The organism is Streptomyces sp. NPDC102270, assembly GCF_044766405.1.
Lineage (GTDB): Bacteria > Actinomycetota > Actinomycetes > Streptomycetales > Streptomycetaceae > Streptomyces.
The window spans coordinates 108,219-132,316 of the sequence record NZ_JBIWLX010000020.1 but is presented as its reverse complement, the minus strand read 5'-3'; the positions used below and the strand labels follow the sequence as shown (position 1 = coordinate 132,316).

20 protein-coding genes, 1 tRNA gene and 2 pseudogenes are annotated in these 24,098 nt (G+C 71.6%); 18 read left to right on the top strand and 5 right to left on the bottom strand.

All coding sequences use genetic code 11. The features are described 5' to 3' along the window. Positions 1–11 precede the first annotated feature (11 nt). The 12 genes from ACIRP7_RS35695 (at position 12) to ACIRP7_RS35640 (ending at position 14,646) form a co-directional block, all read left to right on the top strand. On the top strand, positions 12–1,010 hold the full coding sequence (locus tag ACIRP7_RS35695; RefSeq protein ID WP_403668077.1) for a sugar phosphate isomerase/epimerase family protein: 999 nt from the start codon (positions 12–14) through the stop codon (positions 1,008–1,010). An 82-nt stretch (positions 1,011–1,092) separates the two neighbouring features. Further along, positions 1,093–3,612: a PQQ-dependent sugar dehydrogenase gene (locus ACIRP7_RS35690; protein ID WP_403668075.1), complete on the top strand. Its 2,520-nt coding sequence runs from the start codon at positions 1,093–1,095 to the stop codon at positions 3,610–3,612. Between the two features lie 14 nt (positions 3,613–3,626). Then, positions 3,627–5,000, top strand: coding sequence for a ThuA domain-containing protein (locus ACIRP7_RS35685; RefSeq protein ID WP_403668072.1), 1,374 nt, complete (start codon positions 3,627–3,629; stop codon positions 4,998–5,000). Positions 5,001–5,094: 94 nt separating this feature from the next. Beyond that, positions 5,095–6,291, top strand: coding sequence for an inositol-3-phosphate synthase (locus ACIRP7_RS35680; RefSeq protein ID WP_403668070.1), 1,197 nt, complete (start codon positions 5,095–5,097; stop codon positions 6,289–6,291). Next, the gene (locus ACIRP7_RS35675; RefSeq protein WP_403668067.1) at positions 6,288–7,640 is read left to right on the top strand and encodes an SCO3242 family prenyltransferase; all 1,353 of its coding nucleotides are present in this window, start codon (positions 6,288–6,290) and stop codon (positions 7,638–7,640) included. Before ACIRP7_RS35680 ends, ACIRP7_RS35675 begins: the two co-directional genes overlap by 4 nt. Continuing rightward, on the top strand, positions 7,637–8,527 hold the full coding sequence (locus tag ACIRP7_RS35670; protein WP_403668065.1) for a sugar phosphate isomerase/epimerase family protein: 891 nt from the start codon (positions 7,637–7,639) through the stop codon (positions 8,525–8,527). Before ACIRP7_RS35675 ends, ACIRP7_RS35670 begins: the two co-directional genes overlap by 4 nt. Beyond that, positions 8,524–9,264 carry an EboA domain-containing protein gene (locus tag ACIRP7_RS35665; protein WP_403668062.1) on the top strand — a complete coding sequence of 247 codons (741 nt, stop codon included), beginning with the start codon at positions 8,524–8,526 and terminating at the stop codon, positions 9,262–9,264. Before ACIRP7_RS35670 ends, ACIRP7_RS35665 begins: the two co-directional genes overlap by 4 nt. After that, positions 9,264–10,112 carry a TatD family hydrolase gene (locus tag ACIRP7_RS35660; protein ID WP_403668060.1) on the top strand — a complete coding sequence of 283 codons (849 nt, stop codon included), beginning with the start codon at positions 9,264–9,266 and terminating at the stop codon, positions 10,110–10,112. Before ACIRP7_RS35665 ends, ACIRP7_RS35660 begins: the two co-directional genes overlap by 1 nt. Positions 10,113–10,115: 3 nt before the next feature. Continuing rightward, positions 10,116–11,285: a metabolite traffic protein EboE gene (eboE, locus tag ACIRP7_RS35655; protein ID WP_403668057.1), complete on the top strand. Its 1,170-nt coding sequence runs from the start codon at positions 10,116–10,118 to the stop codon at positions 11,283–11,285. Then, complete coding sequence (locus tag ACIRP7_RS35650) at positions 11,282–12,721, top strand: nucleotide pyrophosphatase/phosphodiesterase family protein (RefSeq protein WP_403668055.1); 1,440 nt, start codon at positions 11,282–11,284, stop codon at positions 12,719–12,721. Before eboE ends, ACIRP7_RS35650 begins: the two co-directional genes overlap by 4 nt. Positions 12,722–12,738: 17 nt before the next feature. Beyond that, positions 12,739–13,791: a sugar phosphate isomerase/epimerase family protein gene (locus ACIRP7_RS35645; RefSeq protein WP_403668052.1), complete on the top strand. Its 1,053-nt coding sequence runs from the start codon at positions 12,739–12,741 to the stop codon at positions 13,789–13,791. A gap of 123 nt (positions 13,792–13,914) precedes the next feature. Further along, positions 13,915–14,646 carry a LysR family transcriptional regulator substrate-binding protein gene (locus ACIRP7_RS35640; protein ID WP_403668050.1) on the top strand — a complete coding sequence of 244 codons (732 nt, stop codon included), beginning with the start codon at positions 13,915–13,917 and terminating at the stop codon, positions 14,644–14,646. A gap of 501 nt (positions 14,647–15,147) precedes the next feature. Here the strand turns inward: ACIRP7_RS35640 and ACIRP7_RS35635 are convergent. Next, entirely contained in the window at positions 15,148–15,318 is a 171-nt protein-coding gene (locus tag ACIRP7_RS35635) for a hypothetical protein (protein ID WP_403668047.1), read from the bottom strand. A 77-nt stretch (positions 15,319–15,395) separates the two neighbouring features. Continuing rightward, a pseudogene (locus ACIRP7_RS35630) lies at positions 15,396–15,902 on the bottom strand (AMP-binding protein); the annotation flags it as partial. A 254-nt stretch (positions 15,903–16,156) separates the two neighbouring features. On the opposite strand from ACIRP7_RS35630, the pseudogene ACIRP7_RS35625 reads away from it, so the two are divergent. Continuing rightward, positions 16,157–16,380 (top strand): annotated as a pseudogene (locus tag ACIRP7_RS35625) (thiamine pyrophosphate-binding protein); the annotation flags it as partial. On the opposite strand, the gene ACIRP7_RS35620 reads toward ACIRP7_RS35625, so the two are convergent. Then, positions 16,365–16,574 (bottom strand): PAS domain S-box protein, encoded by a 210-nt coding sequence (locus ACIRP7_RS35620; protein WP_403668261.1) that lies wholly within the window; start codon positions 16,572–16,574, stop codon positions 16,365–16,367. The pseudogene ACIRP7_RS35625 and the gene ACIRP7_RS35620 sit on opposite strands and share 16 nt — an antisense overlap. A gap of 193 nt (positions 16,575–16,767) precedes the next feature. Here ACIRP7_RS35620 and ACIRP7_RS35615 point away from each other — a divergent pair. From ACIRP7_RS35615 to fusA, 3 genes are all read left to right on the top strand, one after another. Then, a tRNA-Leu gene (locus ACIRP7_RS35615) sits at positions 16,768–16,855 on the top strand. Positions 16,856–16,956: 101 nt separating this feature from the next. Next, positions 16,957–18,069 carry a serine hydrolase domain-containing protein gene (locus tag ACIRP7_RS35610; RefSeq protein ID WP_403668045.1) on the top strand — a complete coding sequence of 371 codons (1,113 nt, stop codon included), beginning with the start codon at positions 16,957–16,959 and terminating at the stop codon, positions 18,067–18,069. A 321-nt stretch (positions 18,070–18,390) separates the two neighbouring features. Continuing rightward, on the top strand, positions 18,391–20,433 hold the full coding sequence (fusA, locus tag ACIRP7_RS35605) for an elongation factor G (RefSeq protein ID WP_403668042.1): 2,043 nt from the start codon (positions 18,391–18,393) through the stop codon (positions 20,431–20,433). A 50-nt stretch (positions 20,434–20,483) separates the two neighbouring features. On the opposite strand, the gene ACIRP7_RS35600 is transcribed toward fusA, so the two are convergent. Both ACIRP7_RS35600 and ACIRP7_RS35595 read right to left on the bottom strand, forming a co-directional pair. Then, positions 20,484–20,876, bottom strand: a complete 393-nt coding sequence (locus ACIRP7_RS35600; RefSeq protein WP_403668039.1) for an SCO5389 family protein — start codon at positions 20,874–20,876, stop codon at positions 20,484–20,486. Between the two features lie 51 nt (positions 20,877–20,927). Continuing rightward, on the bottom strand, positions 20,928–21,902 hold the full coding sequence (locus ACIRP7_RS35595; protein WP_403668036.1) for an ATP-binding protein: 975 nt from the start codon (positions 21,900–21,902) through the stop codon (positions 20,928–20,930). A gap of 161 nt (positions 21,903–22,063) precedes the next feature. Between ACIRP7_RS35595 and ACIRP7_RS35590 the strand changes: the two genes are divergently transcribed. Continuing rightward, positions 22,064–22,600 (top strand): GNAT family N-acetyltransferase, encoded by a 537-nt coding sequence (locus ACIRP7_RS35590; RefSeq protein ID WP_403668033.1) that lies wholly within the window; start codon positions 22,064–22,066, stop codon positions 22,598–22,600. Between the two features lie 7 nt (positions 22,601–22,607). Continuing rightward, complete coding sequence (locus ACIRP7_RS35585; RefSeq protein WP_403668030.1) at positions 22,608–24,098, top strand: ABC transporter substrate-binding protein; 1,491 nt, start codon at positions 22,608–22,610, stop codon at positions 24,096–24,098.

Genomic DNA, 24,098 nt, shown 5'->3' with positions numbered 1-24,098 from the left:
AGGCCCCGAAAATGCCCCGCCAGTTCACGCTCTTCACCGGCCAGTGGGCCGACCTCCCCCTCGAAGAGGTCTGCCGCCTCGCCCGCGACTTCGGCTACGACGGACTCGAACTCGCCTGCTGGGGCGACCACTTCGAGGTCGACAAGGCACTCACCGATCCGTCGTACCTCGACTCCCGGCACGCGCTGCTCGACAAGTACGGCCTCAAGTGCTGGGCCATCTCCAACCACCTCGTGGGCCAGGCCGTCTGTGACGCCATCATCGACGAACGCCACCAGGCCATCCTGCCGGGCGAGGTGTGGGGCGACGGCGACCCGGAAGGCGTCCGGCAGCGGGCCGCGAACCGGATCAAGGACACCGCGCGGGCCGCACGCGCCTTCGGCATCGACACCGTCATCGGCTTCACCGGCTCCGCCATCTGGCACCTGGTCGCCATGTTCCCGCCCGCCCCCGAGCCGATGATCGACCGCGGCTACGAGGACTTCGCCGAACGCTGGAACCCGATCCTCGACGTCTTCGACACGGAGGGCGTGCGGTTCGCACACGAGGTCCACCCCAGCGAGATCGCCTACGACTACTGGACAACCCAGCGGGCGCTGGAGGCAGTTGGCGGACGTCCGGCCTTCGGCCTCAACTTCGACCCCTCCCACTTCGTGTGGCAGGACCTCGACCCGGTCGGCTTCCTGTGGGACTTCCGCGACCGGATCTACCACGTCGACTGCAAGGAAGCCCGCAAGCGCCTCGACGGCCGCAACGGCCGCCTCGGCTCCCACCTGCCCTGGGGCGACCCGCGCCGCGGCTGGGACTTCGTCTCCGCGGGCCACGGCGACGTCCCCTGGGAGGACGTCTTCCGCATGCTGCGGTCCATCGACTACCAGGGCCCCATCTCGGTCGAGTGGGAGGACGCCGGCATGGACCGGCTCCAAGGCGCCCCCGAGGCACTGAACCGTCTCAAGGCCTACGACTTCGAGCCCCCGTCGGCCTCGTTCGACGCGGCGTTCGGCAACTGAGCTCCTTCTCGCCCCCGGGATGACGGCGCATCCCGGCGCACCCGCACCCACCCGTACGACCGGCCCCATTCTGGAGGCATCCGTGCACGGGAAAGACCGCACCACACCGACCGACAGAATCGAGACCCACAGAGGACGCGCACCCTGGCACAGAGCGGCGGCCCTGCTCACCGGCCTCCTGCTGGCCGGTGCCTCGCTCACCCTGGCCGCTCCCCAGGCCGGCGCAGCCGTCGCCGACGAGAGAGCTGCCGGCGAGAAAGCCGCCACCGCGGCCGAGGACTTCCAGCAGGTCACCCTCGCCAAGGGCGAACCGGAGGTCGGCGAGCCCATGTCGCTCGCCGTCCTCCCGGACCGCTCGGTCCTGCACACCTCACGCGACGGCGAACTGCGCATCACCGACGCGGCCGGCACCACCCGCCTCGCCGGCAAGCTCGACGTCTACTCCCACGACGAGGAAGGCCTCCAAGGCGTCGGCGTCGACCCGCAGTTCACCACCAACCGCTTCATCTACCTGTACTACGCGCCCCCGTTGAACACCCCAGCGGGCGACGCCCCCGAGACCGGCACCGCGGCCGACTTCGCGCCCTTCGACGGCGTCAACCGGCTCTCCCGGTTCGTCCTGAACACCGACGGCACCCTCGACGCCGCCAGCGAGACGAAGATCATCGACATCCCCGCCACCCGCGGCATCTGCTGCCACGTCGGCGGCGACATCGACTTCGACGCGGCCGGCAACCTCTACCTGTCGACGGGCGACGACTCCAACCCCTTCCAGTCCGACGGGTTCACCCCCATCGACGAACGCGCCAACCGCAACCCGGCCTTCGACGCCCAGCGCACCGCCGGCAACACCAACGACCTGCGCGGCAAGATCCTGCGCATCAAGGTCAACGCCGACGGCTCCTACGCCATCCCCGACGGCAACCTCTTCGCACCCGGCACGGACAGGACCCGGCCCGAGATCTACGCCATGGGCTTCCGCAACCCGTTCCGCTTCAGCGTCGACAAGGAGACCGGGATCGTCTACGTCGGCGACTACGGCCCCGACGCCGGCGCCGCCGACCCGGCCCGAGGCCCCGCCGGCCAGGTCGAGTTCGCGCGTGTGACCGGCCCCGGCAACTTCGGATGGCCGTACTGCACGGGCGCCAACGACGCCTACGTGGACTACGACTTCGCCACCGGCACCTCGGGCGCCTCCTTCGACTGCGCCGCCCCGAAGAACACCTCCCCGCACAACACCGGCCTCACCGACCTTCCCCCCGCGCAGGCCGCCTGGATCCCCTACGACAACGGATCGGTACCTGAGTTCGGCACCGGCTCCGAATCCCCGATGGGCGGCCCGGTCTACCACTACGACCCCGCACTCGACTCACCCGTGAAGTTCCCCGAGGCCTACGACGGCGACTTCTTCGCCGGGGAGTTCGGCCGCCGCTGGATCAAGCGGATCACCAGCGACGACAACGGCACCGTCCAGTCGATCAACGACATCCCCTGGACCGGCACCCAAGTGATGGACATGGCCTTCGGCCCCGACGGCGCGCTGTACGTCCTCGACTACGGCGTCTCCTGGTTCGGCGGCGACGAGAACTCCGCCCTGTACCGCATCGAGAACGCCACCGACGGCCACTCCCCGGTCGCCCAGGCGGCGGCCGACCGTACGTCCGGACAGGCACCGCTGCGGGTCCGGTTCTCCTCCGCGGGCACCAGCGACCAGGACGGCGACGCCCTCACCTACAGCTGGGACTTCGGCGACGGCGGCACGTCCACGGCGGCGAACCCGACACACAAGTACAAAAAGAACGGCACCTACACCGCGACCCTGACCGCCAAGGACCCCTCCGGCCGCACCGGCAGCGCCAGCGTGCAGATCGTCGTCGGCAACACCGCCCCCAAGGTGACTCTCGAACTACCGCAGGACGGCCAGCTGTTCAGCTTCGGAGACGCGATCCCGTTCAAGGTCCGCGTGAGCGACCCCGAGGACGGCCGGCCCATCGACTGCGGCAAGGTCAAGGTCACCTTCGTCCTCGGCCACGACAGCCACGGCCACCCCGTCACCTCCGCCAACGGCTGCACCGGCACCCTCCAGACCAGCGCCGACGGCGGCCACGACGAGGACGCCAACATCTTCGGCGTGATGGACGCCGAGTACACCGACAACGGTGGCGGCGGCCAGGCCCCGCTGACCACCCACGACCAGAGCGTCCTGCAGCCCAGGCACCGCCAGGCCGAGCACTTCGGCACCGGATCCGGCGTCTCGGTCATCGCCAAGGACACGGCACACGGCGGCAACACGGTCGGCGACATCAACAACGGCGACTGGATCTCCTTCACCCCGTACGTGCTGAGCAACGCCAAGTCCGTATCGGCGAGGGTGTCCTCCGGCGGTACCGGCGGCACGCTGGAGATCCGGGCGGGGTCCGCGACCGGCACCCTGCTCGGCAAGGCGACCGTGCCGGTGACCGGCGGCTGGGAGACCTTCCAGGACGTCACTGCCAGCCTGTCCCGCGCACCCAGGGGCACCACCACGCTCTACCTGGTCTTCAGGGGCAGCGGTACCGGCGCCCTGTTCGATGTGGACGACTTCACCTTCACGACCGGCTGAGAGGAGGGGCTCGCATGCGTACAACTGGACGCTGGACGACGGCGGTTGTGGGAGCCGCCCTGCTTCTCGGCTGCGTGTCCGAACCCGCCGCGTCGCACTCCGCGGACGGCGATCGGGTGCTGGTCTTCTCCAAGACGGCCGGCTTCCGGCACGACTCGATCCCCGACGGAGTCGCGGCCGTACGGGAACTGGGCGCGAGCGCCGGCTTCTCGGTCGACGCGACGGAGGACGCGGCCGCGTTCACGCCCCGCAACCTGCGCCGCTACGACGCGGTCGTGTTCCTCTCCACCACCGGGGACGTCCTCGACCCCACCCAACAGCGGGCCTTCGAGGGCTACATCCGGCACGGCGGCGGTTACGTCGGCATCCACGCCGCCGCCGACACCGAGTACGACTGGGCGTTCTACGGCGGCCTCGCCGGCGCCTACTTCCAGTCGCACCCGGCGATCCAACCGGCCACCGTGGTGGTCGAGGACCGCGCCCACCCGGCCACGTCAGAACTCTCCCCGACGTGGAACCGCATCGACGAGTGGTACAACTACCGCACCAACCCGCGCGACCGGGTCCACGTCCTGGCTTCCCTCGACGAGTCGTCGTACACCGGCGGCACGATGAACGGCGACCATCCGATCGCCTGGTGCCAGGACTACCAGGGCGGCCGGGCCTTCTACACCGGCTTCGGCCACACCAAGGAGTCGTACGCCGATCCCGCCTTCCGCGGCCATCTGCTGGGCGGAATCCGGTATGCGATCGGCGCCGCACAGGCCGACTGCCGACCGGAGAACGGCTACCGGCCGCTCTTCGACGGCACCGCCGGATCACTGGCCGGCTGGAAACAGGCGGGCCCCGGTTCCTTCACCCTCTCCGACGACGGCACACTCACGTCGTCGGGCGGCATGGGGATGCTCTGGTACGCCGGTTCCGGGGAGGGCCTCGGGGCGTACTCCCTGAAGCTCGACTGGAAGATGGCCGGCGCCTCGGGGGACGACAACTCCGGTGTGTTCGTGGGCTTCCCGCCCTCGGACGACCCCTGGTCCGCCGTGGACAACGGCTACGAGATCCAGATCGACGCCTCCGACGTACCCGAGAAAACCACAGGGTCCGTCTACGGTTTCCGCTCCGCCGACCTGAACAAGCGCGACCGTGCGCTGAATGCGCCGGGGGAGTGGAACACCTACGAGATCCGCGTGCAGGGCGAACGCCTGCGCGTCTGGCTCAACGGCGTGAAGATCAACGATTTCACCAACACCGATCCGGCCCGCAGCCTGCGTGACGGGCACGTCGGCATCCAGAACCACGGAGCCGACGACCAGGTGTCGTTCCGCGACATCCGGATCAGGGAACTGCCCGCGAAGGCCACCTCGACGGTGGCTTCGCAGGGCGACTGAGCGACGGCGGGCGGGGGACGCCGGACTCCCGCCCGCCGTCTTCACCCCTTCGTCGCAGGGTCTGCTCACCCATGTGCTCGGCAAGGAGGCTGCCATGTCCGCGTCCGAATCCGTACCGCGCGTCGGCGTCTGGCTGATCGGGGCCCGCGGTTCCGTCGCCACCACAGTCGTCGCGGGCTGCGCCGCCATGACCGCGGGCCTGCACCCGCCGACGGGCCTGATCACCGAGACTCCGCCCTTCACCGAGAGCGGCCTGCCCGCCCTGTCCGCCCTGGTCTTCGGCGGCCACGACACGTTGGACTGCCCCCTGCCCAAACGGGCGGAGGCCCTGGCGGCCGGCGGCGTCCTGCCGCACGGCCTGCCGACCGCGGTGAGCGCCGAACTCGCCGCCGCCGAACGCGAGATCAGACCAGGCGGCCCCCTCCCCGGCGACACCAGAACCGAGGAGGACCTGATCGGCGCCTTCGCCGCGGACATACGGTCCTTCGTGCGACGGTGCCGGCTGGCGCGCGCGGTCGTGGTGAACGTGGCCTCCACCGAGCCCGCCCCGGTCGGCGACGCCCTGCCCCCGAGCTCCCTCTATGCCGCGGCGGCCCTGCGGGCAGGCTGCGCGTATGTGAACTTCACGCCCTCCACGGGTCTGCACCACCCTTCCCTTCGGCGACAGGCCGAGTCCTCGGGCCTTCCGTTCGCGGGCCGCGACGGCAAGACCGGCCAGACCCTGCTCCGATCCGTCCTGGGCCCGATGTTCACCCAGCGCGCCCTGACGGTCCGGGCCTGGTCCGGCACCAATCTCCTCGGCGGCGGCGACGGAGCCTCGCTCGCCGACCCGGCGGCCGCCGCGGCGAAGAACGCCGGCAAGGAGCGGGTCCTGGCCGACACCCTCGCCACCATCCCCGAGGGCGAGGTCCACATCGACGACGTCCCCGCGCTCCGCGACTGGAAGACCGCCTGGGACCACATAGCCTTCGACGGCTTCCTCGGCACCCGCATGATCCTCCAGACCACCTGGCAGGGCTGCGACTCCTCCCTGGCCGCACCGCTCGTACTCGACCTGGCCCGCCTGGCCTCCCGGGCTCAGGAGCGGGGCCTGTCCGGTCCGTTGGGCGAGTTGGGCTTCTACTTCAAGGACCCGGTGGGGCAGGGGCCTTCGGGACTGGGGGAGCAGTACGCGGAGTTGATGGCCTTCGCGGAACGGCTCCGGGCAGAGCGAGGGGGGCGCGGGCCGGGTTCGCTCGGCAGTCGCACGCCGAGTTCGGCTCACGGCGGCGGCAAGGGGGAGCAGCGATGAAGGCGAGCAGGGCAGCGGTGGACTGCCCGTCCGAGGGGGTGCGTGGGCCGACGACACCCCTCCGCACGACCTCGCTCGAGGATGCCTCCCCACCCACCCCCTCACCGGGGCGTCCGCACACCAGCCGCTCCCGCGCCCGCGCCTGGGCTGAACTCCTGCGCCTCCCGGCCCTGTTCACCGTCCCCGGCGACGCCCTCGCCGGAGCGGCGGCAGCCTCCGCACGGCCCACTTCCCGCACCCTCCTCGCCATCGCGTCGTCCGTCTGCCTCTACGAGGCCGGCATGGCCCTCAACGACTGGGCCGACCGCGACGTGGACGCCGTGGAACGCCCCCACCGCCCCCTGCCTTCCGGCCGTATCCACCCCACGGCAGCCCTCGGCGCGGCCTGCGCCCTCACCGGCGCGGGCCTCACCCTGGCGGCCCGCGCGGGCCGCCCCGCCCTCACGGTCGCGGTGCCCCTCGCGGCCACGGTCTGGGCGTACGACCTGGCCCTGAAGAACACCCCGGCAGGACCGTTCGCCATGGCAGCGGCACGGGGGTTGGACCTGCTGCTCGGCGCGGCGGCGACGGCCGGGGCCGACGCCGGGGGCCGGAGGAGCGCGGTGGATGACGGGGTCCGCGGGGGCGGTGCGGTCCGGGTGGAGGCCACAGGCGTCTCTACTCCGAAGGCTGGGGCGGACGGTGTGGGCCGGAAGGGGGTTGCGTGCCGCACGTGGGTCACGACCTTCGCCGACGAGCGTCGGTCGGCCCGGGGTGCGGCAGCCGTTCCCGGCGCCGTACACAGCATCCGCCGGGCCCTGCCCTCCGCCGCACTGCTCAGCGCCCACACCCTCGCCGTCACCACCGTGTCCCGCCGTGAAGCCCAGGGCGGCTCACCCCTGGCCCCCTTCGCAGCGCTCGCCGCGACGGCCGCGCTGACGCGGACGCTGACCCGGCGGCGTACGTTCCCGTCGGTCCGGACCGACGGAATCCGACGAGGTACCGGGGCGGGCGACCCGGCGAGCCCGGCGCCCCTCGCGGACCCGGCCGCCGCGGCGGTGTCTTCGCTGCCACGCCGACCGCGGCAGCCCGGCGCCGGCTCCGAACCCCTCGACACGAGCACCGCCCTGCGTCTCGCCCTGGCCGCCACCTACGCGACCACCACCGCCCGCTCCTACCTCCACGCCACCCTCAACCCCTCACCCCCGCTCACCCAACGAGCCGTCACCGCAGGCATCCGAGCCACGATCCCCCTCCAGGCCGCCCTGACCGCCCGCTCGGGCACCAAGGGCGCGACCGTCACGGCTCTGCTCACCACCGCCCTCGCCCCCCTGGCAGGACGCCTCGCGAGAAAGGTGAGCGTCACATGACCGCACCCGCACCCGCACCCCGTGTCACCCCCCTCCGCTTCGGCTACGGCACCAACGGTCTCGCAGACCTCCGCCTGGACGACGCCCTGACCCTGCTCGCCGATCTCGGGTACGACGGTGTCGGTCTGACGCTCGACCACATGCACCTGGACCCCCTCGCCACTGACCTGGCCACCCGCACCCGCCGCCTCGCGCGCCGACTGGACGCGCTCGGTCTGACGGTCACGGTCGAGACGGGCGCCCGCTACGTGCTGGACCCGCGCCGCAAACACGGTCCCTCGCTGCTCGACCCCGACCCGGGCGACCGCGCCCGCCGCGTCGACCTGCTGGTCCGGGCCGTCCAGGTCGCCGCCGACCTCGGCGCGCACGCCGTGCACTGCTTCAGCGGCATCACCCCGACGGGCACCGACACCGACACGGCGTGGAAACGCCTGGCCGAGACCCTCGCCCCCGTCCTGGACACCGCCTCCACCGCCGGCATCCCCCTCGCCGTCGAACCCGAACCCGGCCACCTCCTCGCCACCCTCGCCGACTTCCACCACCTCCGCACCACCCTCGGCGACCCCGCAGCCCTCGGTCTGACCCTCGACATCGGCCACTGCCAGTGCCTCGAACCCCTGCCACCCGCCGACTGCGTACGCGCCGCGGGCCCCTGGCTGCGCCACGTCCAGATCGAGGACATGCGCCGAGGCGTCCACGAACACCTCCCCTTCGGCGACGGCGAGATCGACTTCCCTCCGGTCCTCGCCGCCCTGGCCGACACCGGCTACCGGGGCCTGACGGTCGTCGAACTGCCCCGCCACTCCCACGCGGGCCCCCACTTCGCCGAACTCTCCCTCCCCTTCCTCCGTCAGGCAGAGGCGCTCTCACAAGGAAGCACCCCATGACCCACGCCCACGCTCATGCCCACCAGGCAACCCCCGTCGCGGACACCCAGGGCACCACCCTCGCCCGAACCCCGCTGCACGTCCTGCACAGCCACCTCGCCGAACGCCTCGGCGAAACCGCCCGCGCCTGGCTCGACCAGGCCCTCGACGAGGCCGCCGCCCACCCCGGCGCCCACGGCCCCATCTCCGTATGGGAGCTGCGCCTCGCCGAGGCCGGACGCCGCTGCGGCCCTGAACACGCCGACGCCGCCCGCATCCTGATCCTGCACGCGGCCCACGCCGACACCGCCGCCCTGACCCGGGTCTACACCCAGGGCACCGCCGCCGAACGCCGTGCCGTCCTGCACGCCCTGCCCCACCTCGTGCCCGGCCCCGAGGCCCTCCCGCTCGTCGAGGACGCCCTGCGCACCAACGACACCCGGCTCCTGGCCGCCGCCGTCGGCCCCTACGCCGCCCGCCACCTCGACGCCCATCAGTGGCGCCACGCCGTCCTGAAATGCCTGTTCACCGGCGTGCCCGTGGCCGAGGTGGCCGACCTCGACCGGCGGGCCCACGCGGACGCCGAACTCGCCCGCATGCTCGGCGACTACGCCGCCGAACGCACCGCCGCCGGCCGTCCCGTGCCCGAGGACCTGCACCGCGCCCTGACCCTGACCGACCCCACCGCCACCCCACCCGCGCCGGCCGCCGACCACGGCCACAGCGGCGCGGACGGCACCCACGGCAAGGAGTCCTGATGCGCATCTTCGACCCCCACATCCACATGACGTCCCGGACCACCGACGACTACCAGGCCATGCACGACGCAGGCGTCCGCGCCGTCGTCGAGCCGTCCTTCTGGCTCGGCCAGCCCCGCACCTCTCCCGCCACCTTCCTCGACTACTTCGATGCCCTGCTGGGCTGGGAGCCCTTCCGCGCCGCCCAGTACGGCATCGCCCACCACTGCACCCTCGCCCTGAACCCCAAGGAGGCCAACGACCCGCGCTGCCTCCCCGTCCTCGACGAACTGCCCCGCTATCTCGTCAAGGACCAGGTCGTCGCCGTCGGCGAGATCGGCTACGACTCGATGACCCCGGCCGAGGACACCGCCCTCGCCGCCCAGCTCCAGCTCGCCGCCGACCACCAGCTGCCCGCGCTGGTCCACACCCCGCACCGCGACAAGCTCGCCGGTCTGCGTCGCACCCTCGACGTCGTCCGCGAATCCGCCCTGCCGGCGGACCGGGTCCTGATCGACCACCTCAACGAGACCACCGTCAAGGAGGCCAAGGACAGCGGCTGCTGGCTCGGCTTCTCCGTCTATCCCGACACCAAGATGGACGAGGAGCGGATGGTCGCGATCCTGCGCTCCTACGGCCCCGAACAGGTCCTGGTGAACTCCGCCGCCGACTGGGGCCGCAGCGACCCCCTCAAGACCCGCAAAGTCGGCGACCTCATGCTCGCCGAGGGCTTCACCGAGGACGACGTCGACCGCGTCCTGTGGCGCAACCCGGTCGCCTTCTACAGCCTCAGCGGCCGACTCGACCTCGACATCGCGACCACCGAAGCCACCCACGAGGGCAACTCCATCCTCCGCGGCGGGGCGTGAGCCATGCGCTTCCGCCACCCCGACGGCACGACCGTCCACCTCGCCTACTGCACCAACGTCCACCCCGCCGAATCCCTCGACGGCGTCCTCGCCCAGCTCCGTGACCACTGCGAACCCGTCCGCCGCCGCCTCGGCCGCGACCGCCTCGGCATCGGCCTGTGGCTCGCCCGCGACGCCGCCCACGCCCTGGTCAGCGACCCCTCCGCACTGCGCGGACTGCGCTGCGAACTCGACCGCCGCGGCCTCGAAGTCGTCACTCTCAACGGCTTCCCCTACGAGGGCTTCGGCGCCGAGGAGGTCAAGTACCGCGTCTACAAGCCGGACTGGACCGACCCCGAACGCCTCGACCACACCACCGCCCTGGCCCGCGTCCTCACCGGACTCCTGCCCGACGACGTCACCGAGGGCAGCATCTCCACCCTGCCGCTCGCCTGGCGCACCGGCTACGACGACGGAAGCGCCGACAAGGCCCGCACCGCCCTGCTCACCCTCGCCGAACGCCTCGACGCCCTCCGGGAGCTGACCGGCCGCTCCATCCGCGTCGGCCTCGAACCCGAACCCGGCTGCGTCGTCGAGACCACCGGTGACGCCATCGCACCGCTGACCGCGATTGCCCACGACCGCATCGGCATCTGCGTCGACACCTGCCACCTCGCCACCTCCTTCGAAGACCCGCACACCGCCCTGGACGCGCTCACCGCGGCCCGCGTCCCCGTCGTCAAGTCCCAGCTCTCCGCCGCCCTGCACGCTGAACACCCATACCTGCCGGAGGTCCGCAAGGCACTCGCCGCCTTCGACGAGCCCCGCTTCCTGCACCAGACCCGCACCTCCACCGCCGCGGGCCTGCGCGGCACCGACGACCTCGGGGAGGCCCTCGCCGGCGACGCCCTGCCCGACGGCGCACCCTGGCGCGCCCACTTCCACGTCCCTCTGCACGCGGCCCCCGCCGCACCCCTCACCTCCACGCTCCCTGTCCTCACATCCGCCCTGACCCGCCTCGTCGGCGGCCCGCACCCCCTCACCCGCCATCTGGAGGTCGAGACCTACACCTGGCAGGCCCTCCCACCCGAACTGCGCCCCCGCAGCCGCACCCAGCTCGCCGACGGCATCGCCGCCGAACTCACCCTCGCGCGCGACCTGCTGACGGACCTCGGCCTGAAGGAGCTGCCATGAACCACCACCCCCCACAGGCGGGACCGACCCCTCTCCTCGTCCTCGACGTCGTCGGTCTCACCCCCCGTCTCCTTCACCACATGCCCCACCTCAAGTCCCTCGCCGGATCCGGCTCCCACGCCCCGCTCGAGACCGTCCTGCCCGCCGTCACCTGCGCCGCCCAGTCCACCTTCCTCACCGGCGCCCACCCCTCGGAGCACGGCATCGTCGGCAACGGGTGGTACTTCCGCGAGCTCGGCGACGTACTCCTGTGGCGTCAGCACAACGGTCTGGTCGCCGGCGACAAGCTCTGGGACGCCGCCCGCCGCGCCCACCCCGGCTACACCGTCGCCAACATCTGCTGGTGGTACGCCATGGGCGCCGACACCGACTTCACCGTCACCCCCCGCCCGGTCTACTACGCCGACGGCCGAAAGGAACCCGACTGCTACACCCGCCCCCCGGCCCTGCACGACGAACTCACCGAAAAGCTCGGCACCTTTCCCCTCTTCCACTTCTGGGGCCCCGGCGCCGACCTGGTCTCCAGCCAGTGGATCATCGACGCGACCCGCCACCTCATGGACACCCGCCACCCCGACCTGACGCTCTGCTACCTCCCTCACCTCGACTACGACCTGCAGCGCTTCGGCCCCGACGACCCACGCTCCCTGAAAGCCGCCGCCGACCTGGACAGGGCGCTCGCACCGCTCCTGGACGACGCCCGCGCGGAAGGCCGTACCGTCGTCGCGCTGTCCGAGTACGGCATCACCCGCGCGGACCGGCCCGTCGACATCAACCGCGCCCTGCGCCGCGCCGGACTCCTCGAGGTGCACACACAGGACGGCATGGAGTACCTCGACCCGATGGCCTCCCGTGCCTTCGCGGTCGCCGACCACCAGATCGCCCACGTCTATGTGCGCCGCCCCGAGGACCTGGACGCCACCCGGGCCGCCCTCGACGGCGTGCCCGGCATCGAGCAACTCCTCGACGACGAGGGCAAGAAGGCCCACCACCTCGACCATCCGCGCTCCGGCGAACTCGTCGCCGTGGCGGAGCCGGACGCCTGGTTCACGTACTACTACTGGCTCGACGACGACCGCGCGCCCGACTTCGCGCAGCTGGTCGAGATCCACCGCAAACCCGGCTACGACCCGGTCGAACTCTTCATGGACCCGCTCGACCCCTACGTCAAGGTCAAGGCGGCCACCGCGCTGGCCCGCAAGAAACTCGGCCTGCGCTATCGCATGGCGGTCGTGCCTCTCGACCCGTCACCTATTCGCGGCAGCCACGGCCGCCTTCCCGAGAGCGACGACGACGGTCCGCTCCTCATCTGCTCCACCCCCCGCGCCGTCGGCGACCGCATCACGGCCACCGACGTGAAGTCACTCCTGCTCCGACTGGCCGGTCTTTCCGGACTGCTCACCAGTGAAGCACCCACCACTGACAACGCCCTCTGACCCGAGGAGAACCAGACATGAGCCGCATGTTCCAGCCCGACCCCGAACTCACCCACCGCCTCACCAGACGAGGCATGCTCGGCGTGGCGGCGGGCGCCACCGCGGCCGCCCTGCTCGGCGCCGCGACGACCCCGGCGACCGCCGCCACCGCGGCCGCGACCGGCCCCACCGGGCACGGCCACGGCCGCGGCCGCCCCGTCCTGCCCCCCGGCCGCCTCGGCATCCAGCTCTACAGCCTTCGCGACAAGGTCTCCACCCTCGGCTTCGCCCCCGTCTTCGCCGAACTGGAGAAGTACGGCTACGACGAGGTCGAGTTCGCCGGCTACACCCAGGGCTCGGCCGGACCGATCACCCTCGCCCAGCTCAAGCGCCTGGCCCGCGACCACGGCCTGACCCCGATCGGCAGCCACGTCGGCTACTACTCCGACGACCCGAACGCCTACACCTTCGCCCAGAACCTCACCAAGGTCCTCGACGACGCCCAGGCCCTCGGCCTCAAGCACATCGGCACCGCCTCAGGACCGTTCCGCTACGGCTCGACCGTCGACGCGTGGAAGCGCGCCGCCGAGGAGTTCAACACCTACGGAGCCGCGGCGAGGGCACGCGGCATGAAGTTCTACCAGCACAACCACTCCGAGGAGTTCTCCTTCGCCACCGACAACCCGAAGGTCCGCCTCTACGACGTCCTGCTCAAGGAGACCGACCCCGACCTGGTGTTCCTGGAGATGGACATCTTCTGGGCCTACTCCGGCCAGTTCCGCTTCTCCAAGCGGCCCGACGGCACACCCGCCCCCTTCGAACCCCTCGACTACGTCCTCAGGCAGCCCCACCGCTACCCGCTCTTCCACGTCAAGGACGGAGTGAGCGACCCGGCCAACACCTACGGCTATCGCATGACCGACGTCGGCGACGGGGACATCGACTACCAGAAGTTCATCTCCGCCGTGACCCGGCTGCGCGGCGAGCGCCTCGCCCACCACTGGCAGGCCGAGCACGACCAGCCCGCCGAATCCCTCACGTTCGCCCGCCGTTCCAGCGCCTACCTGCACTCGCTGCGGGAGAAGTGCTGACGGCACACGACTGAGGCGGGACCCCGAGGGCGCAGGGGGCGCTCTCCGCCGGTCGGGGTCCCGCCGTCGTGCAGCGGGAGTCGGCCGGCACTCAGGACTTCCGCTCGGTCGCCGAGGCCGACGTTGGGCCAAGCGGATCCTCACGAACAGGACGCCTTCAAGGCCGAGGTTGCCGCCGTACAGTCCGGCATCACCGGAACTCTCCGCCTGGGCACCGACCCGACCGCGTCCACGACCCTCGCCCTCCCCGTGGCCGCGTTCTTCGCGGCGCATCCCCTGGCCAAGGTCCAAGTCCGCTCGCGGCTGTCCACGAAGGAACTCCATCGCCAGCTGCGCGACTACGAACTCGACGTGGCCATCGCCCACTTCTGTATCTCTCCTGGTAGAGGGGGACGATCTGGAGGCCCTCCTGGTCTTCCGGGTCTGCTGGTCTCCGACGACCAGCTGGTGGCCCAGTCCGCCACCGTCTCCTGGGCGGAAGCGGCCCAGTTGCCGCTCGCGCTGCTGACGCCGGACATGCGGATCCGCCAGATCGTCGACACGGTGTTCGCGGAGAAGGGGTACGTGGTCACCCCGCAGGTCGAGACGGACTCGGTCGCCTCCCTTTACGCGCACGTCGGCGGCGGTGGTTGGGCGAGCATCGTGCCGCACACCTGGCTGCGCGCGATGCCGGTGGTCGGCCGGACGAGAGCCCTGCCGCTGGGCGACCCGGAGGCCGGCGCCCAGGTCTTGGTGGCCATCCACGCGGCCACCCCCGGCTCGGTCGCCGCCCGGGCCTTCGTCAACGCGGCGACTGGCCTGTCCCTGGACGACTTCTTCGCCCGGCCACTGCCACCGGAACACCGAGTGCGCTGAGCCTGCCGGCAGTTGTGGTGAGGGGGAGGCGCGGGCGCGTGCCGTCTCGGGTCGGGTTTGTTGGCGGTGAGGTCCGGCGGGGCGGCGAGGGTTTGGGCATGGGGTGGTTGTTGGCCGGTCCTGTAGGGCGCGCTCCTGATGGGTGGGTCCAGTGGTTGCCGTGAGCGCGAGAGCCCGGGCGCGTGCCGTCACCGAGTCGGTTGGGTTCCAGGTGAGGTACAGCAGAGCGGCGGCTTGGCGTCGGGCTGGGCCCCTGCCGCTCGCGCCCCGAGCGCGCTGACAGCCGCCGAGGTCCCGGCACCGCGCGTGCCGACCCCGTTGCAGCTACCGGCCCAACCGCTCCGCCGGTCACCCCAACGCGGCGACCGGCCTTCGCCGGCCACCTTCCTGCCTCCCCGGCCGACACGCCGGGCACCTTCCTGCCTCCCCGGCCGGGACGCCGGGCACCTTCCTGCCTCCCCGGCCGACACCCCTCACTGCGCACAACGCCCCCTGCGCCCCTCAGGACCCGTACCGCGCCTGCACCGCCTTCCGGTCCAGTCCCCCCTTCGCGGTGTACGGCAGCGCGGCCACCGGCTCCAGCCGGTCCGGTACCTCGAACGCGGCCAGCCGGTCACGGCAGTACCGCAGGATCTCCTCGCGCCCGATGCCGTCCACCTCGCGCACCACCACGGCGGCACCGACCCGCTGCCCGTGGTCCCGGCGGTGAACAGCACGAGGGCGTCACGTTCCGTCAACTCGCCTGCTGCGCGCAGCGTTTGTGGCGTCTCGCAGACGCCAGGTTCGAGTACCACCGCAGCCGTCCCCGCCCCGGACACGTCCACGTGCAGCGGCCACGCGGGCACCGGAAGCGTGTCGGCACCGGACAGCGACGAATCGACGAGGACCGCCCGCGCCCCCAACGCCCGGAGTCGCGCCGCGAGTTGCGACTCCGGAAGCGCCGGATCCAGCGGAGCCGTGACCAGTCCGGCCCGCGCCGCGCCGAGCAACCCGACCACGAACTCCGCCGTGGCGGCGCAGATCAGACCGACCGCGTCACCACGGCCCAGCCCCGCGCCACCGAGCCGCGCCGCCACGTCGTCGGCCAGGGCCGCAAGGGTCCGGTACGACAGCTGCACCCGCTCACCGGTCACCACCAGGGCCCGGGTGTACGGGCGTTCACGCACCTGCCGGTCGTGGAGATCGACGAGGCCCGTGACCTCCTCAGGCCGATACCGGTCGGCGTCACGCACGGATGCCGCGGCCGGAACGGCCATGACCCCACCCCCTCGCACAGGTCCGATGAAACATCCTCTGCGAGCCTGCGGCGGCACCCGGTGGGCGTCCAATACCCGCTGGCGAACGGCCGATAGCAGCTGTCTGTCAAGGGCCGTGCCAGGCCCCTGACCAGCCCTCGATAGACGCCGTTTATCGGCTGGTCGCCGATGGGTCTTGGACGCGGACGAGCGCGCTGCCGATGGTGAGAGAAGTAGCCGCTCCGGCAGGACCTGCCCAAGGAGGACCTCGGACCATGACCGCTCCCTCGACCCAGGAGACCGCGGCAGCAGCCGACGTTCCGACCGAGCTCACCGACGGGTACCACCTGGTCGTCGACGCGCTCAGGATGAACGACGTCGACACCATCTACGGCGTGGTCGGCATCCCGATCACCGACCTGGCCCGGCTCGCCCAGGCGCAGGGCATCCGCTACACGGTTTCCGCCACGAGAGCAACGCCGGTCACGCGGCCGTGCTGGACCCCCGCTCCATGGCCGCGTCGAAGCCTTCCCGGTGCCGCTTGCGGTGCCTCTCGGGAATGATGACGTCCAGGCTGCGCCCCGCCACGTCGGCCGCCGGGAACCCGAAGATGCGCTCCGTACCCCGGTTCCAGTAGCGGATCACCCCTTCGCTGTCGATGATCACTATGCCGTCGGGTGCCTGGTCTGCCATGCCCAGCACCACCGCGGAATCCAGATCTTCCATGTCGCCTCCGAGCAGGGGCCATTTGGTGGCCAACGGTATACAAAATACTGTCGGCACATGGTCTCGTCGGACGGATATGCAGGTGAAAGGCACCTCGAAAGCTTGGTATTGTTGTGCGTGTCGCCGCGGGGAACACCTTCGCCAAGGCGGCAGACACCTGGTCCGGGTGGCGGAATGGCAGACGCGCTAGCTTGAGGTGCTAGTGCCCTTTATCGGGCGTGGGGGTTCAAGTCCCCCCTCGGACACCAGCGAGACCCCCACTGTATGCGGGGGTCTTTTGCGTTACGGTCCACCGGGCGCCCTTTAATTCGGTTGACCCGGCCCGCCCGCCAGGCGCTCAATACCCGGCATGGCCGACATCCAGGGCACGTACGACGATCTGTTCTCCGCCGTCCCCAACAAGCTGGCGGCGCTGCTGGACGAGGGGGACGTCGGCGGCTCCGTGGCCGTGTTCGTGGACGGTGAACCGGTGGTGGACGTCTGGGGCGGATTCGCCGACGCCGACCGGACGTCTCCGTGGAAGCGGGACACGATCACCAACGTCTTCTCCACGACCAAGACGATGACGGCCCTGTGCGCGCTGATCCTCGCCGACCGCGGAGAGCTCGACCTGGACGCATCCGTCGCCCGGTACTGGCCGGAGTTCGCCGCCGCCGGAAAGGAGAAGGTGCTGGTACGGCACCTGCTGTCGCACACCGCGGGACTGCCCCACTGGGAAGGCCCGGTCGAGGAGCTCTACGACTGGTCGGCCGCCACCGCCCGGCTCGCCGCCCAGCCGCTGCTCTGGGAGCCCGGCACCGCGGCCGGCTACCACTCGCTCACCCAGGGCTTCCTGGTCGGCGAGGTCGTACGCCGGATCACCGGCCGTACCGTGGGTGAGTTCCTCGCCGAGGAGGTGGCCGGCCCCCTCGACGCGGACTTCCACATCGGGCTCCCGACCGAGCACGACCACCGGGTCGCGCTCATCGTCCCGCCGCCCGGCCGGGACGAGGACTACACCGCGGGCGCCGCCACGCCCGGTCCCGACGCGACACCCTCCACCGCGACCGCCCTGCGCGTCCGGGACGGCAACAGCGTGGCGTGGCGGCGCGCCCAGATCCCCGCCGCCGGCGGGTTCGGCAACGCCCGCTCCATCGCGCTCATCCAGTCCGCGCTCGCCTGCGAAGGCACCGTCCGGGGCGTACGGCTGCTGTCGGCCCAGGGCGCCGGGCGGGCCCGGGAGGAGCAGTTCAGCGGCGAGGACCGCGTGATCGGCATGACACAGCGCTACGGCCTGGGCTATGGCCTCTTCGGCAACACCTTCGGCTGGGGCGGCTGGGGCGGATCCCTCGTCATGATCGACCCCGACGCCCGCATGGCGGTGGCGTACGCGACCAACCAGATGCGCGAACCCGCCGAGGACACGCGGGGGTTGGACCTCGTCATGTCCACCTACGACGGACTCCAGGGCCTGCGCCGCTGACCGCGGAAAATTCCGTGCGCCGCCCCGGCCGGCTCCCTACACTCTCCATGACCAGGCAAGACGAGTGACGAGTGAGGGGAGTACGGCCATGTGCATGCGCACCGCTGTCGCCGTCCCCCGCGCGTCGTACGACGTGATCCTCGTGTCCTCGCCCCTCCGGTGCCCGCTGCGCGGCCGGCACCGGATGCCCGCGACGACTGCCTGAACGGTCGAGTACCGCCGTAGCAGGCGTATTCCATGTGCGTACCCGACGTGCCGTCATGCCGTCGTACGGGCCCATCGCGCCGCCCTGTGATCACACCACCCGAAAGGCCTTGGGCCGTGCGCACCACCAACAACCCCAACCCGCTCGCCGTCGTCCGCAACCTCGGCATCCTCGCCCACGTCGACGCCGGCAAGACCACCGTCACCGAGCGGATCCTCTTCACCACCGGAACCACGCACAAGCGCGGCGAGGTCCATGACGGCACCACCGTCACCGACTTCGACCCGCAGGAGCGGGACCGCGGGATCACCATCTTCGCGGCGGCCGTGAGCTGCGCGTGGGACGGTCACCGTCTCAACCTGATCGACACCCCGGGGCACGTCGACTTCGCCGACGAGGTGGAGCGCTCGCTGAGGGTGCTCGACGGGGCGGTCGCGGTGTTCGACGCGGTCGCGGGCGTGGAGCCGCAGAGCGAATCGGTGTGGCGGCAGGCGGACCGGCACGGTGTGCCTCGAATCGCGTTCGTCAACAAGCTGGACCGCGCGGGCGCCGACCTGGACACCGCCGTGGAGTCGATCCGGCGGCGGCTGCATCCGGCCCCGCTGGTCGTGCAGTTGCCCATCGGCAGCGAGGACGGCTTCACCGGAGTCGTCGACCTGGTTCGCATGAGGGCGCTGACCTGGGCGGACGGCACCACCGTCGGCGACGAGGGGCCGGTGCCGGACGACCTGCGTGAGGAGGCCCTACGACGACGCCGGCTCCTGGAGGAAGCAGTAGCCGAACGCCACCCGGCCGCCCTGGAGGAGTTCTGCGACCGGGAGACCCTCTCCGCCGGTACCCTCACCGCCGCCCTGCGGGACCTCACCCACAGCGGCGACGGCGTGGTCGTCCTGTGCGGCTCGGCGTACCGCAACCGCGGTATCGAGCCGCTGCTGGACGCGGTCGTGGCGTATCTGCCGTCGCCGCTCGACGTGTCCGCCGTACGCGGTGAGAACGGCGAGGAGCGGCCCTGCGATCCGGCGGCGCCCTTCGCGGCCCTGGCATTCAAGGTGAACGCCACCGCCACGGGACGGCTGACGTACGTACGCGTGTACTCGGGAACGATCGAGAAGGGAGCCACCGTGTGGGACGCGGGCGCGCGGCGCACCGAGCGCATCGGACGGATCCTGCGCGTACAGGCGGACCGGCACGCCCCGTTGGAACGGGCGGTCGCCGGTGACATCGTCGCCGTGGTCGGGCTGAAGTCGGCCCGCGCCGGCTCGACCCTGTGCGCGCCGGACGCCCCGCTCGTGCTCGAACCGCCCAGTGCGGCCGAGCCGGTCGTGTCGGTGGCGGTCGAGCCACAACGGGCCGTCGACACCGACCGGTTGGCCACGGCACTCGCCCGGTTGGCCGAGGAGGACCCGTCGCTCGTCGTCCGCACGGACGCCGAGACCGGCCAGACCCTGCTGTCCGGCATGGGTGAACTGCATCTGGAGGTCGCGGTGGAGAAGGTGCGGCGCGAGCACGGCCTGACACTCAATGTCGGCCGTCCGAGGGTGAGTTACCGCGAGACGGTCGGACGCGGGGTGTCCGGGCTGGTCTTCCGGCACGTCAAACAGGACGGCGGGGCGGGGCAGTTCGCTCATGTCGTGCTCGACGTGGAGCCGTCGGCGGCAGGGTTCGAGTTCCGCTCGGCCGTTGTCGGCGGGCGCGTTCCGCAGGAGTACGTGCGCGCGGTCGAGGCCGGCTGCCGGGACGCCCTGACCGAGGGTCCGCTCGGCGGGCACCCGGTGACCGGGCTGCGGGTCACCCTCACCGACGGTTCGACCCACGTGAAGGACTCCTCGGACACGGCCTTCCGCACGGCAGGCCGGCTCGGTCTCCGGGAGGCCCTGCGTGACTGCGCGATGGTCCTCCTGGAACCGGTCGTCGAGGTCACGGTCACCGTGCCCGAGGACGCCGTCGGCGCGGTGCTCGGCGACCTCGCCGCACGCCGCGGCCGGGTCTCGGGCTCGGTCACGCGTGGAGGTTCCGCGATCGTGACGGCGACCGTGCCCCTGGCCGAACTCTTCGGCTACGCCACGAGGTTGCGCAGCCGAACCCAGGGCCGCGGCACCTTCACGGCCCGGCCGACGGGGTATGCGCCGGCTCCGGCCGAGGCGGCGGTCCGGCGGTAGCGAGCGGGTGGCCCTCCCGTCCCAGGGAGGGCCACATCTCACAGAGGGTCTCAGCAGTCCCTGAACTCCGGCGACTGGTTCAGCACCTGTGACCGTACCGACGTGAAGCGGGCGTACGTCTCACCCGTCACCGACTCGGGGCGGAACGCCGCCACCCGGTGGCAGTTCTGGAAGGCCAGGGCCACGCCGAAGTGGCGTTCCAGGCTGCCGCGGATGGCGTCGCTGGCGAGGGCGCGCAGGAGCTGGCCGCGTTCTTTCTCCGACGGGGGAGGGGTCTGGTTGTCGGTGAACTCCACCGTGCCGTCGTGCAGTTCGGTGGCGAGGGAGGCGATCAGGTCGTAGGCGTAGGGGAGTGACGTGCGGACCGTGTCCACGAAGTCCTCCTCGCGGATGTTGCCCTGCTCGGCTTCGGCGAGGAGCTTCGGGGAGACGTCGAGAGACATGTGAGGGGGGTTCCTGTCCTGTTGTCGTGACTGAAGGGAGGGGGAGGGAGGTCAGGCGAGGGAGGCCGGGCCCGGTACGAATTCCGGGTCCACCTGGGCCGCCAGGTCGAGGCCGGTCGCCTCGTTCGCCCACGAGCGGGCGTTGCGGAGATGGAACTCGACCGCGTGGCGGTGGAGGGCCGGCCAGTCGCGGGGATGGGAGTCGACGGCCTCGCGCAGGATCGTCAGGGCGTGCCGGTTGTGCGGCTCCAGGCCACCCAGGCCGCCCCGGCCTCCCAAGTCGCCTTCACTCCGGCCCTGTTCGGCCGCGCGTACCCAGGGCGAGTGGACCAGGTGGGTCAATAGGTCGTCGCCCACGTGTTCCTTGAGGAAGAGCAGGTCGTCCTCACCGGTCACCTTGTTGCCGATCACGGCGATCCGGATCCCGAACTCCCGTGCGTGGTCGCGGTACTGCCGGTAGACCGAGACACCCTTGCGGGTGGGTTCGGCCACCAGGAAGGTCATGTCGAAGCGGGTGAACAGGCCCGAGGCGAACGCGTCCGCGCCGGCCGTCATGTCGACGACCACGTACTCGCCGGGGCCGTCGACCAGGTGGTTGAGGTAGAGCTCCACCCCGCCGAGCTTGGAGTGGTAGCAGGCCACGCCGAGGTCGCTCTCGTCGAACTCGCCCGTCACCATCAGAGGGACCTCACCCGCGCGCCGGACGTGTCTGGCGTGCAGTTCGTCGTCACCCAGCAGCCGGAGCAGGCGTGAGCCGCGGCCCGGCGGGGTCGTCTTGATCATCGCCTCCCGCGAGGCGATCCGCGCATTGGTGCCGCGCAGGAAGTCCTTGATGTCGGCCACGTGCGCGCCCAGCGGAGGGGCGCCCAGGTCGTCGCCCTCGTGGCCCAGCGGCTCGGCGAGGTGCTGGTTGATGTCACCGTCCACGGCCAGCACCGGTGCGCCGGAACGGGCCAGATGGCGCGAGAAGAGCGCCGACAGGGTGGTCTTGCCGCTGCCGCCCTTGCCGACGAACGCGATGCGCACTACCGCACCGACTTTTTGAAAATGGATGTCATGTTGGTAGGTTCTAGGGCGCGAACTCGATCACTGTCAAATCGCCCCTCGATCGCCCCTCGATCGCCCCCCGATCGGCCCTCGATCGGCCCCGCGATCAAGCTGGAAGGCTTAATGCATATGATGTGCAAGTGCGTGACTACAGCATCAGAGTGGCGGGCCCGGACGACCTCGAAGGTGCGCGAGCCGTGATGCTCGACACCGTCTACCGCGACTTCGGAACCGGGTACGTGCCCCGCTGGCACGGCGACATCATCGACCCGGCCGCCGCCTACCTCGTCCCGGCCCGCCACACCCTCCTCGTCGCCCTCGACCCGGACGACCGGGCCGTCGTGGCGACCGCCGCCCTCGACTCCCGCGGACCCGCCCACCCGCCGAACCCGCGCCGGTTGGCCGAGCGCTACCCGTCGGGAGAGACCGCGCAACTGCGCCGGATCTACGTCCGCCCCGAGCACCGCAGACGCGGCCTCGCCCGCCGCCTGGTTGACGAGTTGCTCGCCTTCGCGGCCGCGGACGGCGGCTACCGCTCCGTCTATCTGCACACCGACCCGGCGGTCCCGGGTGCCGAACCCTTCTGGCGCTCGATCGGCAAGGTCGTGCACGACGAGCGCGAGACCACGGACGGCGCGAGCAGCGTCGTCCACTTCGAGATACCGATGGGGCGATAGGACAACCATGCGACGCCGTCACCTGCTTGGCTCCCTGCTGCTCACTCCCGTCCTCACCGCCTGCTTCGCCTCCGGAGGCTCCGAAGGCGGCGACCCCGGACGCGACGCCGACGCTTCCCGCCTCCGCGTCGCCCTCGCCTTCCCGCCCGCCGAGAACCTCTCGCCGTACGGCGCCGACGCCACCCTCCTCAGCCGCCTCGGCGTCACCGAGGGACTGACCGCCCTCGACGCCAACGGCGCAGCGGCCCCCGCGCTCGCCGAGTCCTGGCGCCGCGAGGACGACCGCACCTGGTTGTTCACCCTGCGCGAGGCCACCTTCCAGGACGGTTCCGCGCTCACCCCGGCCGCGGTCGCCGCCGCCCTCACCCACGCCACCGAGGCCAAGCCCGCCCCGGCCGCGCTGTCCGGCGTCACGCTGACGGCCAAGGCGACGGGGGGTGCCTTACGCATCACCACGAAGACCGCCGACCCCGTCCTGCCGCTCAGGCTGTCCAGCCCCAGCCTCGCCGTGTTCGCCCCGAAGGCCTACGGCAAGGACGGCGGCGTCGATCCGGTCGGCACCGCCTCCGGCCCCTTCGAACTGACCAAGGTCAACGGCTCCACCTCCGCCACCCTCGACCGCTTCGACGACTACTGGGGCGGCCGCGCCCAGGCCTCCGGCGTCGACGCCCGCTTCATCGCCGACGGCACCGCCCGCGCCAACGCCGTACGCACCGGCCAGGTCGACATCGCCGAGGCGATCCCGGTCGCCCAGGCCGCCTCCCTCGACGAGGCCACCCTCAAGGAGGCCGCCACCACCCGCACCACCAGCCTTCAACTCAACACGAAGGCGGGCCCGTTCAAGGATCCGAAGCTGCGCGCCGCCGCCCGCGAGGCCGTCGACAGCTCCGCCGTCGTCAAGAGCGTCTTCGAGGGGTACGCCGACCCCGGCGCCGGCGTCTACGGACCGGCCGTGACCTGGGCCGAGGGCAAGCGGGTGCCGCCCACCGGACGTGCGAGCGCGGCCGAGCCGAACGGCACCGCCATCACCCTGGCCACCTATGACAACCGGCCCGAACTCCCGGAGGCGGCGCAGGTCCTCCAACAGCAGCTCCAGAAGGCCGGGTTCAAGGTCACTCTGGTGGTGCGCGAGTACTCGCGGCTCGAAAGCGACGCGCTGGCGGGGAAGTTCGACGCGTTCGTGGGGGCCCGCAACAGCCTCGTCGACACCGGCGACCCGGTCGGCGTCCTCGCGAGCGACTACACCTGCGACGGCGGCTACAACCTCGCCCGGCTGTGCGACAGGAAGGTCGACCGGGCGGTCGCCGAGGCGGACGCCGAGGCCGACACCGGCGAGCGGCAGGACGCGGCCATGCGCGCCGAAGCGGCGATCCTCGGTACCGACGCCGTGGTCCCGCTGGCCCACCAGGGCATCATCGTCGGCGTCGCCACCGACGTCCGGGGCGTGCTCCTCGACCCGTACGAGCGGACCCTGGTCGGCCCCGGAACGCGACGCTGA

What these genes read in the sequence shown, in the direction of transcription:
- ACIRP7_RS35645 (WP_403668052.1), top strand. Translation starts at nt 12,739, where the DNA reads ATGAGCCGCATGTTCCAGCCCGACCCCGAACTCACCCACCGCCTCACC.
- ACIRP7_RS35675 (WP_403668067.1), top strand. Translation starts at nt 6,288, where the DNA reads ATGAAGGCGAGCAGGGCAGCGGTGGACTGCCCGTCCGAGGGGGTGCGT.
- ACIRP7_RS35600 (WP_403668039.1), bottom strand. Translation starts at nt 20,876, where the DNA reads ATGTCTCTCGACGTCTCCCCGAAGCTCCTCGCCGAAGCCGAGCAGGGC.
- ACIRP7_RS35660 (WP_403668060.1), top strand. Translation starts at nt 9,264, where the DNA reads ATGCGCATCTTCGACCCCCACATCCACATGACGTCCCGGACCACCGAC.
- ACIRP7_RS35695 (WP_403668077.1), top strand. Translation starts at nt 12, where the DNA reads ATGCCCCGCCAGTTCACGCTCTTCACCGGCCAGTGGGCCGACCTCCCC.
- ACIRP7_RS35585 (WP_403668030.1), top strand. Translation starts at nt 22,608, where the DNA reads ATGCGACGCCGTCACCTGCTTGGCTCCCTGCTGCTCACTCCCGTCCTC.
- ACIRP7_RS35680 (WP_403668070.1), top strand. Translation starts at nt 5,095, where the DNA reads ATGTCCGCGTCCGAATCCGTACCGCGCGTCGGCGTCTGGCTGATCGGG.
- eboE (WP_403668057.1), top strand. Translation starts at nt 10,116, where the DNA reads ATGCGCTTCCGCCACCCCGACGGCACGACCGTCCACCTCGCCTACTGC.
- ACIRP7_RS35685 (WP_403668072.1), top strand. Translation starts at nt 3,627, where the DNA reads ATGCGTACAACTGGACGCTGGACGACGGCGGTTGTGGGAGCCGCCCTG.
- ACIRP7_RS35650 (WP_403668055.1), top strand. Translation starts at nt 11,282, where the DNA reads ATGAACCACCACCCCCCACAGGCGGGACCGACCCCTCTCCTCGTCCTC.
- ACIRP7_RS35665 (WP_403668062.1), top strand. Translation starts at nt 8,524, where the DNA reads ATGACCCACGCCCACGCTCATGCCCACCAGGCAACCCCCGTCGCGGAC.
- ACIRP7_RS35620 (WP_403668261.1), bottom strand. Translation starts at nt 16,574, where the DNA reads ATGGCAGACCAGGCACCCGACGGCATAGTGATCATCGACAGCGAAGGG.
- ACIRP7_RS35610 (WP_403668045.1), top strand. Translation starts at nt 16,957, where the DNA reads ATGGCCGACATCCAGGGCACGTACGACGATCTGTTCTCCGCCGTCCCC.
- ACIRP7_RS35670 (WP_403668065.1), top strand. Translation starts at nt 7,637, where the DNA reads ATGACCGCACCCGCACCCGCACCCCGTGTCACCCCCCTCCGCTTCGGC.